This is a genomic window from Lysobacter gummosus (assembly GCF_001442805.1).
Classification (GTDB): domain Bacteria; phylum Pseudomonadota; class Gammaproteobacteria; order Xanthomonadales; family Xanthomonadaceae; genus Lysobacter; species Lysobacter gummosus.
In genome coordinates this window covers 3,852,152-3,868,538 of sequence record NZ_CP011131.1, presented here as the reverse complement: position 1 = coordinate 3,868,538, position 16,387 = coordinate 3,852,152, and the positions used below count along the sequence as shown (strand labels likewise).

The following is a 16,387-nucleotide window of genomic DNA, read 5'->3' as shown; positions in this document are numbered from 1 at the left end:
CTGCGCTTGAGACCGCGACCTGTTAAGGTGATTGTTGCTTGCTCCTCGTGCAATGCGTTGGAGTGTTACGTGTCCATAACGAAAGAACATCGCACGCTGCGCCCGGATTTATCGCTTGCCTTGCGCATCGCGGGCGAGGCGTTGGCGGTGCAGTGCGCACAGAACGAAGGTTGGCCCGCGGGCCGCGAACCCGATTCCGACCCGGCCGCGACGCCCGGAAAACTTCATGCTTCCGGACGCGGTCGCGCGCAGCCCGCGTCAGCCGCGCGCGGTCGCGCATGAACCCAACGACCGCCCTGGCGCTGATCGCCTTCCTGATGGCGTTGCTGCTGGAAGTGTTGATCTGCCTTTCCTTCGAACGCCGTCTGCGCCGATTGCATCCGGCGCAGTGGCGGCATTCGCGCGAGAACGCGACCGGCGTGCGTCGCGGCGCCCGGATGCTGATGATCTATTTGCGGGACCGTTCCTTTCGCTCCAGCCTGGATCGGGACGGCGTTCGATATTGCAATCGCAACCGATCGGCCATGCTGATTTCCTATTGGGCGACGCCGGCCGCGGGGCTGGTGCTTCTGGGCATCGCCTGCACCACTGGGTGGTGAGCGCCTGGATCCGGACACCTGTTTTCAGACCATTGAGGCAACTATGCAGATCGAGATTCTCGGCCGCCCCATCAACGTCAGCGCAACGGCGCAGGTGACGACATGGGCGCGCTACAAACACGAACTTGAAGCCGCGCTCAGATCGATGGGCCGGGAGGGGATGGCGTTGATCAGCAAGTACGACCTGATCGACTGCGTCGAGGTGCCCACCAGCGTGTGCGTGCGGATCAACGTCGATCTGGAACAGCTTCGCGGGGCGAAGTAGCTCCGGCGCGACAGGCGAATCCGCACTGCGGGGCGGCAAGCCGGGTCCGGCGACAGGGCAGGCGGGGCCGCCCGCGTTTGTTCGCGATCTTTCCGTCGCCGCCAGCGGCGGCATGCCGCGCCGGCGCGGCGCAGCCGCGACGCCTCCGGCCTTGCTCGAACCCATCAGGCAAACCCGGCAAACAGCCGCGTACTCCTGCGCGGACATGGCCAAGATTTATCCAGCCGCGGCTCCGGCATTACCCGACGCGAACCCGCGCCGACACGATCAACTGTGACCAATACCTCCGAGCCGACCACACGCATGTGATCGATAAGGAAGCTTGACGTGCTGGGCAGTTCACCGGTGGCACGCTGCGTAGACTCGATATCCTATTGAGGGGCATTCAATGGAATATCTGAAGGCGCTGGCGGAGCTCGGCGTTTGGTTGGCGGTCTATCCATTGGGCGCAGGGACGCTTGCCCTGACCGGCCACGATGCCCGGCACCTTCGTCGCAACGTCTTGATCGTGATCTGCACCGGCAGCGCGATCGCCACCGCCTTGCTGATGGCCCTGGCCGCGATGGGACTGTTCGCGCCGACCTGGATCGGCGCCGCCGGCTGGATCGTGCTGGCGGTATGGAGCGTTCGCAATCGGGCCTGGGCTCATGCTCTGGAGCGACTGAAAAACATCCGCATGCGCGGCGCGTCGGCGCTCAGCGGCTTGGCCGTCATCGCGATCCTGGCCACGGCCACGGGCCTGTACGCGTTCTTCCCCAAGGAGAGCCTGCTGGGCGAACGCGACGAGGGTATCTACGCCCAGCACGCGCTGCATCTGCTGCGCACCGGCGGCTCGGCCATCGATCTGGTTGCGATGGGGTTGGCGCGCGAGCCGGGCATCGTGGCGGTCGAACAAGGCAAGGCCGCGGCCCTGCCCGGCATCTATCCCACCGGTTCGCGCTGGACGTTTCAGTTCTCCTCCGCGACGCCGGTGTGGATGGCGGTGCTGGGGGCGATGCTCGGGCCGCAAGGCATCTTTCGCTTCAATGCGGTAGTGGGGCTACTCAACTGCATGGCGTTCTATGCGTTGACTCGGCGGGTGTTGGCGCCGGCGCAACGGGTCTGGGCGATCGCGGCGGTCGCGGTATTCGCCTTCCAGCCGGCGCAAGTCTGGATTTCGCGGAATTGCCTGAGCGAACCGTTGTCCACTTGGTTCGTGCTCAACGGTTTGCTGGCGGCCATTCTGGCTCTGAGCCAACGTTCGCGAACGGCCGGGTTGATCGCGGGCGGGCTTATCGGCATGAGCGGCTTCGTGCGGATCGACGCAGTGGTTTTTCCGCTCGCCGCCAGCGCCGCTTGCCTGTTCGTCGTGATGGTGAATCATTCGCGCCGCGATCAGGCATCCAATCCGGCTGTGCAAGCGATCATGATCGGATGCTTCGCCGCGATCGTGTTGGCGGTCGCCTATTTCGCCGTGTGGGTGCGGCCTTATCTGGACGACCTGTTCGATCGGGTGGCCGGCGCGGTCGTCGCCGCGGCGTTGTGCGCGGGCCTGGTCCGGCTGCTGCAATTGGTTCCAGCGCTGCGGCTGGGCGCCCAACCCGCTCGCAAGGCGGCATGGTTGGCGGCACTGGCGATAGTCGGCCTGCTGGTCTACGCGATCTGGATTCGTCCGCATCTGCAACCCTTTGCGCTCGAACCGAAGATCGCCGCGCCGCCGAACGATCAGCGCGATTATCGCGAGAACAGCGTGCTCAACGTCGCCGCCTATCTTTCCTGGCCGGTGGTGATCGCGGCGGGCTTCGGTGCGGCCTGGGGCTTGTGGTCGACGTTGAGAGGCGGGCTGAGTCCGATCATGGGCTGGGTGTTGGTGTTTCTGCTGACTCCGGCGCTGGTGTATCTGTGGTGGCCGATGGTCTCGCCGGACCACATCTGGGCCTCGCGCCGCTGGGTGCCGACGGTATTTCCCGCCGCCGTGGTATTGGCCGCGGTCGCCTGCGCGAGACTGTCGCGGCGCTGGCGCGGGCCTTACGCATATGCCGCGGCCGGCCTGATCACGGTCGTCGTCAGCGCGCATCTGCTGATGCAACAGCGCGAAACCCTGCGGGTGCGCGAAGACGCCGGCATGGTCGCGCAGATCGGGGAAATCGCGCGGCGCCTGCCGGACGATCGCGTCAGCTACGTGGTGGGTTCCGGCACGTTGACCAGTGCGCTGTTGGCCGGCTTCGGCAGCCGCGTCGTGCAGGTCGCCGTGACCGGGCAGTACGACTGGACCGAGCTGTGTCCACGCGTGGCCGGGCGCGCCGAGCAGGGCTGTTGGGTCGTTCATCCCAAGAGCCTGAGCGTCGGCGAGCGCGGCGCGACGTGGCTGGCGGATGTGCCGATCAAACGATTGCGTCGGAATACCTCGGTGGTTGCGTTGGCGCGCGGCACTCACGAGGACGGCATCGACTGGAGCATCACCAAGATCGAGCCGTGAGGCGGCGTTGGCCGCTCGCGTCCCGATCTTGCGTGCGCATGAAGCAAGGCAGTTTGTTCTATCGGCAGGCCGGCGGCGACGCTTTCGTCGCGGCATCTGACAGGAGATCGCCCAATGAACGCACGCAGATTGTTTCGCACACACGACATCGAAACGTGGCGGTCCGGGCATCCTGGCGTCGTCGAAACCGCGCCGGCGGCGGTGCCGGGCGAGTTCCGCAAACCGATTAAGGTGGTGATCCAGATTCCCTGCCGCGACGAGGCCGAGCAACTGCCTGAAACCCTGGCGGCGCTGCCGGCGTTCCTGCACGGTGTGCACGAGGTCGAATGGCTGGTGATCGACGACGGGTCTTCCGACGACACGACCGAGGTCGCGCTGGAACACGGCGTGCACGCGGTGCTGCGCCTGCCGGAGAACCGCGGCCTGGCCAATGCGTTCTCGATCGGGCTGGAAGCGGCCTGCCGCCGCGGCGCGGACATCATCGTCAACGTCGATGGCGACAACCAATACGACGCCGCGGCGATTCCGGCGCTGGTCGCCGACATCCTGGCCGGACGCGCCGACATCGTGGTGGGCTGCCGGCCGATCGAGCGCATCGCCCATTTTCCGTGGTGGAAGAAACGGCTGCAGCGCCTGGGCAGCGCGGTGGTGCGGGCGGTGTCCAACGTGCGCATCGACGACGCCACCAGCGGCTTTCGCGCCTACAGCCGCGATGCGGCGATGCGGCTCAACGTCTACTCGCGCTACACCTACACTCTGGAGACCTTGATCCAGGCCGGACAGACCGGGCTTCGCATCAAGTCGGTGCCGGTGGAGGTCAATCCGCCGACGCGTCCGTCGCGGCTGATCCGCAGCGTGCCGGAGTACATCGCCCGCTCGGTGCTGACTATCCTGCGATCGTTCCTGATCTACCGTCCGCTGGAATTCTTCATGCTGCCGTCGGTGTTGTGCGCGTTGCTGGGCATCTCGATCGGCGCCAAGTTCACCTTCGATTATTTCTACGGCCAGGGCGACGGCCACATACAGTCGCTGATTCTGGCGGCGATGCTGGTCATGGTCGGCACGATCGGCGGCGCGGTGGGTCTGCTGGCGAATCAGCTCGCGGTCAATCGGCGCTTGCTGGAAGAGCAGCAGCAGAGTCGGCGTCGCGCCGAATGGCGGCCGATGCCTTGAAGTCGGTTTGGTATGTCACGCGCAAGTTCCCGCCCTCGCGCGGCGGGATGCAGCAGCTCAGTCATCACATCGCCGCCGAACTGGCGGCGCTGCGGCCGTTGACCCTGGTGCGCTGGTGGGCCGGGCAATGGGGATTACCGCTGTTCGTGGCATGGGCGCTGCTGCGATTGTGCTGGGGCCTGCTGCGCCGGCAAGTGCGGGTGGTGCTGATCGGCGATCCGGTGCTGTCGGTGCTGGCGGTGCCGGCGCGCTGGGCCGGCGTGCCGGTCGCGGCGGTGGTGCACGGGCTCGATGTCACCTATCCGAGTCCGCTGTATCAATGGTATCTGCGCCGATTTTTCTGGCGGCGTCTGGACGCTTACCTGTGCATCAGCCGCTTCGTGCGCGATCAGTTGCTCGGTCAGGGGATCGCGGCCGCGCAGTGCGCGGTGATCGTTCCCGGCGTATCCGCGCCGGCCGACATGCCGGCGCGCGCGCGGGAGCCCGGGCTGCGCCTGCTGATCCTCGGGCGGCTGGTGCGGCGCAAGGGCGCGCTGTGGTTCGTGCAGCAGGTCATGCCGCGATTGAGCGCATGGAACGCCGATGTGCGTCTGGATATCGTCGGCGACGGCCCGGAGCGCGCGGCGATCGAACAGGCGATCGCGCAGGCGCAACTCGGCGACAAGGTGCGGCTGTGGGGCGATGTGGACGAAACGCGCAAAGCGCAGCGCCTGCACGAATGCGATCTGGTGCTGATGCCCAATCGCCGCGTCGACGGCGATCCGGAAGGCTTCGGCCTGGTCGCGCTGGAAGCGGCCATGAGCCGGCGCTATGTCCTGGCCGCGGACCTGGAAGGCCTGCGCGATGCCGTCGGCCATGCCGATATCGGCGCGCTGTTGCCGCCGCAGGACGCCGATGCGTGGTTCGCCGCGATCGTGGCATTGCTCGCCGATCCGCGCCGATTGCGCGAACGCGGCGAAGCCGCGCGCGCGTATGTCGCGACGCATTGCTCGTGGCGCGCGATGGGCTTGCGTTATGCCGAGCGGCTGGATGAGCTGGTCTAAGACCGCCTCGGGCGTTTCCAAGGGGCTGGGCTGGGTCCTGGGCCTGATCGCGTTGGCGCTGGTCGCCTGGCAGGCCTGGACGCGCCAGGATCAATGGCTGCCGCTGTGGCGCCAGCTCGGCGCGCTGGATCTGCTCGCGGTGTTGCTGCTGTGTCTGTCGATGCAGGTGTTGTTCGGCCTGGGCTGGCACGTGTTCGCGCGCGGACGATTCGTTGCCGAACACATCCTCGGCGATCAATTGCGCTGGGGCCAGAGCCTGCTGGCCAAGTACCTGCCGGGCAAGATATGGCAGGGCGTGGCGCGCGGCATGTTGTATGCGGATGAACGCGGTGTCGGCGACACTTTCGCCTTGTTCGTGCGCGAACAATTGTTGTCGCTGGGCATCAGCGCCTTGATCGCGGCGGTGGCGGCGCCGGCGGCGCTGCCGGCGGATTTGGGGCTGATGTTTCAGGTCGCATTCGTGGCGTTCGCCGCGGTGTTGACCGCGGTCGCGGTGTGGGCGCGATTGCCGGACTTCATCGCCTCGCGACTGCCGCGCAGTCTGGCGCACTGGAACGCCGCGCGGCCGGCGACGGCGACGATCGCCAAGGTCTGGTTGCTGCAGTTCGCCGGTTATCTGGCCATGTGCGCTGCCTTCGCGGTACTGGTGAACGGCTTCGGCTTGCGGCTGGGCTGGCTGCAACTGGCGGCGGCGCTGTGTTTCGCCGGATTGGCCGGCGTCGCGGCGGTATTGGTGCCGGCCGGACTGGGCGTGCGCGAGGCCGGTCTGTTCTGGTGCCTGAGTCCGTTGCTCGGCGCCGGCAACGCGGCGATGTTGGCCTTGGCCTGGCGGGTCGCGATCACCTTCGCCGAGGCGGCGTTCGCCGCGATCAGCTTCGCCTGGGGCGCGTGGCGCCGATAAGGTAGGCATCGAGCGAAAAGCGGGCTCCGCCTGCCAAGCAGGCGGAGCCCGATGCTATGTCGCCAGGTGTGCGATCAGAACTCTTCGATCACCGAGTGGTTGACCAGCAGCGGCGGATTGGAGCCGTTGCCGGTTTCGCACGTCACGCCGTAAGGCAGCGACAACGACAGCAGATTGCGCGACTCGACCTTGAGCACCCACAGGCCGCTCACGCCGTTGTTGCGCGTGCTCTTTTCGCCCAGATACACCTTCTGGAACGAACTGATGTTGTTGCCGCCGGCGACCACATTGCCCTGCGGATCTTCCAGGCGCATTTCCAGTTGCGGTGCGTTGGTGCCGTTGATCCGGCACTGCACCCAGTCCGGATGCTGCAGATACAGCCCGAACTGATCCTGGCCGCTGGCCAGGCCGAGCAGGGTACCCAGCGCGCTGGAGGTGGAGACGCCGACCTTCTTCGAACGCAGGTCGTCCGGATCGGCTTCCTTCGCGATGCGGAAATCGCCGTCGAAGTTGACGTTTTCCTGCGTGGTGCAATAGGCGACGAAACCCGGATTGGAACCGGCCGTGGTTTCGCTGAACACCGCTTGCACATTGCTGTAGTCGCCGGCCGGCGCGCCGGCGGCGCTGAACACATCGAGGAAGCGGACGGTCTCGTTGGTGCTCAGGTTCGTGGTTTGCGGCGTGCCGAGCGCGGCGCCGCCGGCGGTGCGCAGCGACCAGGTCACCGTCACCGGTTCGCCGACGGAACCTACGAAGCAGTTGGACTGATAGCCCGGCGCGGCGGCCTGACGGCGCAGGCCGGAAACGGTCGAGCTGGTCGCGCCGCCGGTCAGCGAACCGATCTTGAAGCCCTCCACGGAGAAGCCCGCACCGCTGACGGCCTGGATCCGCGTAAAGACCGAGATCGGAATATTCGCCGCGCTTTGCTCGACGAACACCACCTGGCCGTAGTTGCTGGCCGGACCGATCGGCACGCCGCACAGCGTGGCGAGGGAGTTTTCCGAGACCGCGCCCGGGGCGATGCTCAGCGTCGTGCAGGGACGTTCGCCGGCGAACGGCGTTCCCGGCGCACCGTAATAGGTCACCTTGACGCTGGCCGCGTCGCTGCCGCCGTTACGCACGAACAGCGTCGAGGAATACGAGCCGCTGCTGACCGCGAGCGGAAGCCGTATGGTGGTGCCGTAACCGTCGGTGCTCTGCGCGAGCGCGTTGGCGCTCATCAATGCCGCAGCCAACACGCAATACTTATAGGCTTTCATAGCAGAAATCCCTCTTTCGTCCATAAAGGCCATGAGCGCATGCTCATGGATGGTCGCTCCAGCCCGGCCGTTATCGAGCCGGTGCCCGGGCTAACGCACTGCTCGTCGCCGCCGACGCTTGAGTCCGCTTATTGATTAAGCAACTCGTCGGGGAAGGGTTTGGTGCCGGCGACGACGGCTGCGATATCGTCTTTGCTGATCGCGTAGATGCGGGACACCGCATCGGGATGCTGCTGCATCTCGGCGAGCAACTGTCTCTTGAGTTGTTCGCGGGTGCCGGGCGAGAGGTTCAGGCCCTGGTTGTAGACGATCTCGTGCTGTTTGCCGTCAGGACCTGTGTAGGTGCTTGGCGGCTGCGCCTGGATGGAGATGTTGCGCGCGCGTTCGGCGGCGACGGTTTGCGCGCTCGGCGCGGTGGTGCCGGCGTTGGCGCTGTGGCCTGCGGATGCGGCGTCGAGCGCGGCCGGATCCGTGGACTGCGCGTTGGAGGAGGGCGTCGGGACGGGGTCTTCGCTTTGCCGATTCTGGCTCCAAGGCTTCCACGCCAGTGCGATGAGAATCACCGCGATGCCGCCAAGCAATACCTTGGGAAGGCGCGTCGTTGCGGCCATGTGGTCCCCCTGATTGAAGTCGAAGCGGTGTTCGTATGTCACGGGCATCGCTGCGGCGACGTTCGCGGCAGCGTCGATATTGAAAAGCTTTTTATCGCTTCGGCGGTGCCAATAACGTGACAAGCGGCGGTAAAGCGAGGAGGAGGCTCCGCGCTTTTGTTTAGTGCAACAGGCGGCTTCTATGAATTGAGTATTAGGTCGCGTGCGCGCTTTTGATTCGCGCCGGATTACGTGTTTTCCCGGGAAAAACGGCGGAAAATTTTACGGCGAAGAAAAATTTGCGAGAAATATCGATATGGCCGTTTGTTTTTGCTTTTCGCGTTTTTGTTTTTTTATTGGGCTTGTTGAACGTGTGCGGCTGACTGGAGCGCGCGTGTCTGTGCGCGCCCGCATTCGCCGGATGTTGGAGCGCCCGGCGATTCGATTCCGGTTTCATCTCGACGGCCTCGATGCGATCGGCGCGAACGCACCATGCATCGATGATCGAAGTCGTCGCGCTCGATCGCCCCTGGCGTCGTCGACGCCGCGAATCGAGCGCGAGGAAAATTCCGCCGTGTGGCCGCGCGGTTGACATGGCCGCGCCGAGCTATTACGTTCCGCTTCCCCAATCACCGCTGACCGGCGGGCCCAGAGGGATAACATGTCTGAGAGTGTAGCCACCCGTTAATCCTTCGCTTTCGTGAAGGTGGGTAACGCGTCGAATCTGTTCGCCATCCGCGCAAAGCGGGTGCGCGCCGTCGCGTTCGTTCCGGCTACAACCGACATGTCCAATGAACATTTCCAAGTTGGAGCAGCGCGTCCTGCACGCGCTGGCTCAGGGTGGAGAAATCCACCATCGCCGCGCCGATGGCGGCGCGCGCATCGTCGCCATCGATTGCTACAACCGCGACGGATTCCGTCTCGCCGATTGCTCGCTGGCGGTGTTCCAGAAACTCAAGCGGCGCCAGCTGATCGCTTCCAGCGACAGCGGCCCGTATCGCATCACTCATCTGGGACGGCAGCTCGTGCGTCCCCAATACGATAATAGGTGACCGGCATGCTGAGCCTGCTGATGTTCAGTACTGTCCGCGATCCGGCGCCCGTGCGCGGGCAGGAGGACGATATGCAAGTTCTGATCGAAAACGAATCGCACCGCGCGCAGATCCGCGCGATCACCCAGGCCGCGTTCGGCGGCGACGACGAAGCCGATCTGCTCGATCGCCTGCGCGAAGACGGACTGGTGCGGCTGTCGCTGGTGGCGGTGGAAGACGGGCAAGTGGTCGGCCACGCGCTGTTCACCGCCTTGCCGGTGAGCGTGGACGGCCGCGAGGTCGAAGCGTTGTCTCTGGCGCCGGTGTCGGTGCGCCCGGACTACCAGGGCACGGGCGTGGGGTCGATGTTGATCCGCGAAGCGCTCGCGCGCCTGGCGCACAGCGGTTTCGAAGCGGTGGTCGTGCTCGGGCATCCGGGCTACTACCCACGCTTCGGCTTCAGCGCGGCGTTGGCGGCCAAACTCGCCGCGCCGTTTTCCGGCGAGGCCTTCATGGCGCTGGAACTGGTCGAAGGCGCGCTGCGCGGCGAATCGGGACGGGTGAGCTACCCGTCCGCGTTCGGCATTGTTGACGGCCACTGAAGGTTGGCGTCATCGCGGAAACACAAAGCCCGGCGCATGCGCCGGGCTTTGGGTCGCGAGCGGCGCGCAGCGGCGACGACGCGTCGGGGTGCGATCAGCGCGGCTCAGGGATTCGGGTTACAAGTCACCTTGACATAGGTGAAGTAACGCGTGTGCGTTCCCCAATCGAAGGGTTCGCCGCAATGGCCGTAGCCCATGCCGCCGACTTCTTCGCTGTGGCTGGCGTCGGAGTAATAGGTGAATACGTAACCCTGGCCCGGGCCCGCATGCGGCAGCGCGGCGGCGGCCAGCGATACCGCCATGCCGGCGGCGAGCAGGATCAGCGACAGTTTGCGCTTGGACGATTGCTTGACTTCAGACATGACAACTCTCCTTGTGGCCTGCCCGCGCGCGCCTCGCGTGTCGGCGACAGCGGCGCCGGGCAGTGGTCTGAACTGCGATGGGTGAGCCGGACGAACCGGCTCAGGGAGGCGTGCAGGTGGTCTTGTAGTAACTCGACCAGGGCGTCATGCGGCCCCAGGAATACGGGTCGCCGCAGTTGCCGTAGATACGCTCGCCGACGACCACCGTGCGGCTGGCGTCGGAGTAGAACGTGAAGTTGTAGCTTTCGTCGTTGTTCGGTACCGGCAACGCGTAAGCGGCGGCCGTTACGGCCAGACCGGCGGCGAGCAGGGACAGCGACAGCGTGCGCATCCGCGCTTTGTTCGTCTTGAACATCGGCCTCTCCTTGGTGGCGTGAAGTAGTGCCTGGTTTCCGGTCGCGACCGGAATCCTGGTTCTACACGAAACCGCCCGCGTGCTGAGGTGCCGAGGTGTGGTACTGGGTCGCAGATTGGAGCGGCGCGAATGGCGATCGCGGCGCGAGCGCTATTCAGGCCTCGGGCACGTAACCGGCCGGCTTCTCGGCGCCGCCGCCGAACAGGAACTTCTCCATCTCCTCTTCCAGGAAAGCGCGGTGCTTGGGGTCCAGCGGCGAGAGCCGGTTTTCGTTGATCAACATGGTCTGGTGCGCCAGCCACGCGGCCCAGGCAGGCTTGCCGATGTTGGCGTAAACGCGCTTGCCCAGTTCGCCGGGCCAAGGAACGAAGTCGAGGCCTTCGGTCTCGCGCTGTTCGTACTGGCAGAAAACGCTGCGGCTCATGGGGACATCCTGTTGAGGTGAACGGTGGGGGGGAGCCGCGGCGGCGCGAGCGGCCGTGGTCAGGATTCGATCAGTTTGCGGATCGGCGCGGGAATGCCGAGCGATGCGAGTTCATCGCGCGCGAACCAGCGCAAGTCGTCATTGTCGCCGACCGCGTCGCGCAAGGCGACTTCGCGCCAGCGTCGCGGCTGCAATTCCAGCTTGTAGTGGCTGAAGGCATGCGCGACCGGCGCCAGCGCCGCGCCGTCGGCGAATTCGCCGCGCACGTGCGCGCCGAACCATCGCGCGGCCTGGGCTTCGTCGTCGCTTTGCGGCAAGGTCCACAGCGAGGCCCAGATGCCGGCGGGCGGGCGCCGTTGCAGCAGCACGCGGCCGTCGCGATCGAGCAACCAAAGCACCTGCGCATAACGTTGCGGCGGAACCTTGCCCGGCTTGGGCACCGGCAGTTCGGCGACGCGGCCTTCGATGCGCGCGACGCAATCGTGCTGCAGAGGGCACAGGATGCACGACGGGTCGGCGCGCGTGCACAAGGTCGCGCCCAGGTCCATCTGCGCCTGGGTGTAGTCGGTCATGCGCGCGTGCGGCAGATGCGATTCGGCCAGCGTCCACAATTGCCGTTCCACCGCCGGCAGGCCGGGATAACCATCGATGCCGTGATAGCGGCTGAGCACGCGTTTGACGTTGCCGTCGAGAATCGCGTGGCGATCGCCCCAGGCCTGCGAGGCGATCGCCGCGGCGGTGCTGCGGCCGATGCCGGGCAACGCGGTCAACGCGTCGAGGTCGCGCGGCAGGTCGCCTCCGTGGTGCTCGACGCAGAATTTCGCCGCGGCGTGCAGGTTGCGCGCGCGGGCGTAGTAGCCCAGGCCCGACCACAGCCCAAGCACGGTGTCGAGCGAGGCGGCGGCGAGCGCGGGCACGTCCGGCAAGGCGGCGACGAAGCGTTCGAAGTACGGCGCCGCGGTCTTGACCTGGGTCTGCTGCAGCATGATTTCCGACAGCCACACTCGGTACGGCGAGCGCGGGTGCTGCCAGGGCAGATCGTGGCGGCCGCTGATGTCGAACCATGCCAGCAGGCGGCTGGCGAAGGCGTCGTCGCCGCTGGCGGCGGGCGCGTGCGCATCGCGAACGGGCGCGGCGGTTTTCTTCGCGCGGCCGGTCTTGGCGCTGCGGGGCGGGGCGGAGTCGTTGGCGCTTTGGCTACGGGAGGTCATCGGTTTTCAGCGCGCCGCGGTCGGCGTGGTGGGTGCTTGCGGATCGTCTTCGATTTCGATCTCGACGCCTTCCAGGGTGGCACCGGAGATTTCGATCTTCGGCGTGCTCATGTGTCCGCTCAAGGGCGGCAACAGCGAGCCTTCGCTCGCGTCCAGCCATTGCAGCACGGCGGGCAGGCGGAAGCCGGCGTCGAAACGGGTTTGATCGCGTTGCAGTTGCAGCGCGGCGGGGCCGGAGAAATCCGCCTTGCCTTCGTAATCGAGTCGGAACGGCAGCGGCGAATCGGACTGGCCCAGCGGCGGCGGCAGCGCCGGCCATCCGGCGGGCCAGGTCGCGAGCGTTCCCCGCCAGTGCAGTTGCATCGTCTCGCCGAACGCGAAGCTGCCGTGGGCGTCGAGGTCGGGGATCAAGTTCGGAGTTGCTGCGGTTTTCGGCGCCGGTGCCTTGGCCGCGGATGCATTCGAAACCGCATCGTCGCCGCGCAACACCGCGCCCATCGGCGCCAGGCTCAGCTTGCCGTCGCGATAACGCAGCGGCCCGGCCAGGCCGTAGACGAAGGGCAGGTCGGTGTCGCCGGCGCGGTAGCGCGCGTTCGCGCCCAGGCGCAGACGATCCAGGCCGAGGCCATCGGCGCCCGAATGCAGCAGGGCGCCGAGCCGCACGCGCATCGGCAAGGTCCAGTCCTTGGCTTGAACCGAGACTTGCCCGGCCATGCCCATGCCGCGCGCCAGCGAAGGCCGTTGCAAGGTCGCGGCTACGTCGAACGGGATCGCGAGGCCGTCGCTGAGCACGCGTCCGTCAAGACGTCCGTGGACCGGTTTGTCCGGGCCGAGTTCGGCGAAATCCACGCGGAAGTTTTCCACCGACCAGCCTTCGCCGATCAAACGTCCGCGGACGACCCGGGCGCCGCGGCTCAAGGACGGAATCTTGCTCGGCTCGGCCGATGGCGGGCGCGTGGCCAGCCAGTGGTTCAGGGCCGCGATGTCGATCTGCGGCGCGTCGAGCTCCACCCGTTCGATGTCGAGCGAATCGCCGGCGGCGCGGATCGTCGTCCAGGGCAGGGACAGGTAGGCGCGTTCGGCGCGCAGCAAGGGCTTTTCCGCGCCGGGCTCGCGCACCAGCAGGTCGCGCACCACGATCATCGGCGTGCCGCGCAATCGGTATTCGCTGGCGCCGCCGGCGCTGATCTCAAGGCCGAGCGCATTGCCGGCCTGGGCCAGCACGATCCAGCTGACCTGGCTCGGCCGCGACAGCCAATGCAGGCCGATCAGCGCCGCCAGCAGCAACGCAAGAAAGATGTAGATCCGCTTGCGCGAACGGCGTTGCGGCGGCGCCGTCGTTTCGGCGGGCATCGCGCCTCAGCCGCCGAGCGCTTCGGGCAGCAGCGCGTCGACGAAGGCTTCCGCGTCGAACACGCGCAGGTCTTCCGGGCGCTCGCCGATGCCGGCGAAGCGGATCGGAATGCCGAACTCGCGCGCCAGGGCGAACACCACGCCGCCCTTGGCGGTGCCGTCGAGCTTGGTCACCACCAACCCGGTTACGCCCACGGCCGCATGGAACTGCCGCAGCTGCGACAAAGCGTTTTGCCCGGTGGTGCCGTCGATCACCATCAGCACTTCGTGCGGGGCGGTCGGATCGACCTTGCCGAGCACGCGGCGGATCTTGCCCAGTTCGGCCATCAAACCTTGCTGCGTGTGCAGGCGGCCGGCGGTGTCGGCGATCAGCACCTGGGTGCCGCGCGCCTTGGCCGCCTGCAGCGCGTCGAACGCCACCGATGCGGCGTCGGCGTTCTGGCCCTGGGCGACCACCGGTACGCCGTTGCGTTCGCCCCAGGCCTGCAACTGCGCGACTGCGGCGGCGCGGAAGGTGTCGCCGGCGGCGAGCATCAGCGGCCGGCCTTCGTCGCGGAAGCGCTTGGCCAGCTTGCCGATGGTGGTGGTCTTGCCGACGCCGTTGACGCCGACGGTCAGCAGCACGAAGGGCTTGGCGTTGACGTCGATCACCAGCGGCTTGGCCACCGGCTGCAGCATCGCGATCAGCTCGGCGCGCAAGGCGCCAAGCAGCGCCTGGGCGTCGGCGAACTCGCGCGACTTCATGCGCTTGCGCAGGCCTTCGACCAGGGCGGTGGTCGCGCCGACGCCGACGTCGGCGGTGATCAGCGCGGTTTCGATTTCGTCGAGCAGATCGTCGTCCAGGCGCGGGTTGCGCGAGAACAGGCCGCCGAAGCTGCGCGCGAACACGCTGCCGCGCAGGCGGTCGCGCCAGCCTTGCTTGCCGGCGGGCGCGGCCGGTTTGTCGATGTAGTCGGTCGGCGCGACCGGCTCGGTTTCGGCCGAGATGGTCTGCTGCGAAGGCGCGTCCGGCGCGGCGGCGGGCGGCGCGAAGCTTGCGGCCGGCGGCGGCACCGGCGGTTCGATTTCATGCAGCGCGGCCACGACCTCGGGCGGCACCGGCGGTTCGGCGGCGAACACCTGCGGGCTCGGTGCCGGCGCGAGCGGCGCGGGGTTCGGCGCGGCAGGCGCGGGCGCATCGGCTCGCGGAGGCAGGTCCGGCGACGGCTCCTGGGCTTGCTGCGCGTCGGCGTGCGTATCGGCCTGCGCATCGGGAAACGCGGCGGCCAATTCTTCGGTGGTGAAGCCGCGCTCGGAGGATTTCTCGGCGGCGGTTTCGTTTTTCTTGCGGCGGAAAAAACTGAGCATGAGACGGGAGATGGGGCCATGCGCGAGAATCTCCACATGCTAGCACCGGCCCCCGGACAGTCCCGATGAACAATTCCCGACGCGGCCCGCCTGGCCCCCCGATCGGCCCGTCCCGGCGCGGCCCGGGCGGCGCCGACTCACCGACCGGCAAGGTGCGCATCATCGGCGGCCGTTGGCGCGGTACCCGCCTGGACGTCGCCGATTCGCCGGGCCTGCGCCCGACCTCCGACCGGGTCCGCGAAACCCTGTTCAACTGGCTGTTGCCGGCGCTGCCGGGCGCGCGCGTGCTGGATCTGTTCGCCGGCAGCGGCGCGCTGGGCATGGAGGCGCTGTCGCGCGGCGCCGCTTCGGCGGTGCTGGTCGAACGCGACCCGGCGCTGGCGGCGAACCTGCGCGCGCTGGCGGCGCGGTTGCAGGGCGGGCAGGCGGCGCAGATTGTCCAGGCCGATGCGCTGGGCTGGCTGGCCGGGCAGGCGCCGGCGGGCGAGGGCGGGGCCGGTTTCGATCTGGCCTTCGTCGATCCGCCGTTCGCGGCCGGGCTATGGGACGCGGTCTGGCCGGCCTTGTTGCCGACGCTGGCGCCTTCGGCCTGGCTGTACGTGGAAGCGCCGATCGCGACGGCCGTCGCATTGCCGCCGCCGTGGTCGCCGCATCGCGAAGGCGCCACGCGCGAGGTGCGTTACGCGCTGTATAGGCGCATCGACGCTTGATTTGCAGGGTTCGCGGCGCGGGCCGGGGACGGCCGGAGGTGCCGCCGCGACCGCGCCGAAGGCCGTCCGGCGGGCCGTGACCCGGCCGCACGGACGGCTGCTACACTGCGCCGCATCCGGCGGGGGCGGCCTCAACCCGCTCCCCGTCATTCCAGCAGTGAACGACACATCGAATGAGCTCGGCCCGCAATCGCATCGCCGTCTATCCCGGCACGTTCGACCCCATCACCAATGGTCACGTCGATCTGGTCGATCGCGCCGCGCCGCTGTTCGAACGCATGATCATCGGCGTCGCCGAGAGCCCGGGCAAAGGCCCGGCGCTGCCGCTGGCGACCCGCGTGGACCTGGCGCGGCAGGCGGTGGCTCACCATGCTCATGTCGAGGTACGCGGCTTCAACTGCCTGCTGGCGCATTTCGTCGCCGAAGTCGGCGGCGGCGTGCTGCTGCGCGGGCTGCGCGCGGTGTCGGACTTCGAATACGAATTCCAGCTGGCCAGCATGAACCGCCATCTGATTCCCGAGGTCGAGACCCTGTTCCTGACCCCGGCGGAGCAATACGGCTTCATTTCGTCCTCGCTGGTGCGCGAAATCGCGCGCCTGGGCGGGGACGTTTCCGGCTTCGTGCCGCCGGCGGTGGCGCAAGCGCTGCAGGCCGAGTGGCAACGCAAGAAAAACTGATCACTCAACGACACACCCGAACCGAAC

At 67.2% G+C, this 16,387-nt stretch carries 19 protein-coding genes; 10 read left to right on the top strand and 9 right to left on the bottom strand.

Annotated elements, in window-relative coordinates; all coding sequences use genetic code 11:
• Positions 1 to 278: 278 nt before the first annotated feature.
• The 6 genes from LG3211_RS15815 (at position 279) to LG3211_RS15790 (ending at position 6,439) form a co-directional block, all read left to right on the top strand.
• Entirely contained in the window at positions 279 to 599 is a 321-nt protein-coding gene (locus LG3211_RS15815) for a hypothetical protein (RefSeq protein ID WP_057943676.1), read from the top strand.
• A gap of 43 nt (positions 600 to 642) precedes the next feature.
• On the top strand, positions 643 to 864 hold the full coding sequence (locus LG3211_RS15810) for a hypothetical protein (protein WP_057943675.1): 222 nt from the start codon (positions 643 to 645) through the stop codon (positions 862 to 864).
• Positions 865 to 1,252: 388 nt separating this feature from the next.
• Positions 1,253 to 3,322, top strand: coding sequence for a hypothetical protein (locus LG3211_RS15805; RefSeq protein ID WP_057943674.1), 2,070 nt, complete (start codon positions 1,253 to 1,255; stop codon positions 3,320 to 3,322).
• Between the two features lie 114 nt (positions 3,323 to 3,436).
• A complete protein-coding gene (locus tag LG3211_RS15800) occupies positions 3,437 to 4,495 on the top strand; it encodes a glycosyltransferase family 2 protein (protein ID WP_237049769.1) in 1,059 nt (352 codons plus the stop codon).
• Positions 4,492 to 5,538 carry a glycosyltransferase family 4 protein gene (locus LG3211_RS15795; RefSeq protein WP_187313030.1) on the top strand — a complete coding sequence of 349 codons (1,047 nt, stop codon included), beginning with the start codon at positions 4,492 to 4,494 and terminating at the stop codon, positions 5,536 to 5,538. Before LG3211_RS15800 ends, LG3211_RS15795 begins: the two co-directional genes overlap by 4 nt.
• Positions 5,525 to 6,439 carry a lysylphosphatidylglycerol synthase domain-containing protein gene (locus tag LG3211_RS15790; RefSeq protein WP_187313029.1) on the top strand — a complete coding sequence of 305 codons (915 nt, stop codon included), beginning with the start codon at positions 5,525 to 5,527 and terminating at the stop codon, positions 6,437 to 6,439. Before LG3211_RS15795 ends, LG3211_RS15790 begins: the two co-directional genes overlap by 14 nt.
• 74 nt (positions 6,440 to 6,513) lie before the next feature.
• Here the strand turns inward: LG3211_RS15790 and LG3211_RS15785 are convergent, their stop codons facing one another.
• The 3 genes from LG3211_RS15785 to LG3211_RS25810 form a co-directional block, all read right to left on the bottom strand.
• Positions 6,514 to 7,698 carry a hypothetical protein gene (locus LG3211_RS15785; protein ID WP_057943671.1) on the bottom strand — a complete coding sequence of 395 codons (1,185 nt, stop codon included), beginning with the start codon at positions 7,696 to 7,698 and terminating at the stop codon, positions 6,514 to 6,516.
• 128 nt (positions 7,699 to 7,826) lie between these two features.
• Positions 7,827 to 8,432: a hypothetical protein gene (locus LG3211_RS15780; protein ID WP_148648944.1), complete on the bottom strand. Its 606-nt coding sequence runs from the start codon at positions 8,430 to 8,432 to the stop codon at positions 7,827 to 7,829.
• Positions 8,433 to 8,502: 70 nt separating this feature from the next.
• Positions 8,503 to 8,883 carry a hypothetical protein gene (locus tag LG3211_RS25810; RefSeq protein ID WP_148648943.1) on the bottom strand — a complete coding sequence of 127 codons (381 nt, stop codon included), beginning with the start codon at positions 8,881 to 8,883 and terminating at the stop codon, positions 8,503 to 8,505.
• Between the two features lie 196 nt (positions 8,884 to 9,079).
• Here LG3211_RS25810 and LG3211_RS15775 point away from each other — a divergent pair, with 196 nt between their 5' ends.
• Positions 9,080 to 9,340, top strand: coding sequence for a YjhX family toxin (locus LG3211_RS15775; RefSeq protein ID WP_057943669.1), 261 nt, complete (start codon positions 9,080 to 9,082; stop codon positions 9,338 to 9,340).
• A gap of 71 nt (positions 9,341 to 9,411) precedes the next feature.
• Positions 9,412 to 9,921, top strand: coding sequence for a GNAT family N-acetyltransferase (locus tag LG3211_RS15770; protein ID WP_057945525.1), 510 nt, complete (start codon positions 9,412 to 9,414; stop codon positions 9,919 to 9,921).
• Between the two features lie 104 nt (positions 9,922 to 10,025).
• Here LG3211_RS15770 and LG3211_RS15765 read toward each other — a convergent pair whose 3' ends face one another.
• From LG3211_RS15765 to ftsY, 6 genes are all read right to left on the bottom strand, one after another.
• Positions 10,026 to 10,283, bottom strand: a complete 258-nt coding sequence (locus LG3211_RS15765) for a DUF6289 family protein (RefSeq protein WP_057943668.1) — start codon at positions 10,281 to 10,283, stop codon at positions 10,026 to 10,028.
• Positions 10,284 to 10,383: 100 nt separating this feature from the next.
• Positions 10,384 to 10,638 carry a DUF6289 family protein gene (locus LG3211_RS15760; RefSeq protein ID WP_057943667.1) on the bottom strand — a complete coding sequence of 85 codons (255 nt, stop codon included), beginning with the start codon at positions 10,636 to 10,638 and terminating at the stop codon, positions 10,384 to 10,386.
• Between the two features lie 154 nt (positions 10,639 to 10,792).
• Positions 10,793 to 11,062, bottom strand: coding sequence for an oxidative damage protection protein (locus tag LG3211_RS15755; RefSeq protein ID WP_057943666.1), 270 nt, complete (start codon positions 11,060 to 11,062; stop codon positions 10,793 to 10,795).
• A gap of 59 nt (positions 11,063 to 11,121) precedes the next feature.
• Positions 11,122 to 12,273 carry an A/G-specific adenine glycosylase gene (gene mutY / locus LG3211_RS15750; protein WP_083512575.1) on the bottom strand — a complete coding sequence of 384 codons (1,152 nt, stop codon included), beginning with the start codon at positions 12,271 to 12,273 and terminating at the stop codon, positions 11,122 to 11,124.
• A gap of 6 nt (positions 12,274 to 12,279) precedes the next feature.
• Complete coding sequence (locus LG3211_RS15745) at positions 12,280 to 13,626, bottom strand: hypothetical protein (RefSeq protein ID WP_057943665.1); 1,347 nt, start codon at positions 13,624 to 13,626, stop codon at positions 12,280 to 12,282.
• Between the two features lie 6 nt (positions 13,627 to 13,632).
• The gene (gene ftsY, locus LG3211_RS15740; protein ID WP_057943664.1) at positions 13,633 to 14,973 is read right to left on the bottom strand and encodes a signal recognition particle-docking protein FtsY; all 1,341 of its coding nucleotides are present in this window, start codon (positions 14,971 to 14,973) and stop codon (positions 13,633 to 13,635) included.
• Positions 14,974 to 15,038: 65 nt separating this feature from the next.
• Here ftsY and rsmD point away from each other — a divergent pair, with 65 nt between their 5' ends.
• Positions 15,039 to 15,683 (top strand): 16S rRNA (guanine(966)-N(2))-methyltransferase RsmD, encoded by a 645-nt coding sequence (rsmD, locus tag LG3211_RS15735; RefSeq protein WP_057943663.1) that lies wholly within the window; start codon positions 15,039 to 15,041, stop codon positions 15,681 to 15,683.
• A 173-nt stretch (positions 15,684 to 15,856) separates the two neighbouring features.
• Positions 15,857 to 16,360, top strand: a complete 504-nt coding sequence (coaD, locus tag LG3211_RS15730; RefSeq protein ID WP_057943662.1) for a pantetheine-phosphate adenylyltransferase — start codon at positions 15,857 to 15,859, stop codon at positions 16,358 to 16,360.
• Positions 16,361 to 16,387: the final 27 nt, after the last annotated feature.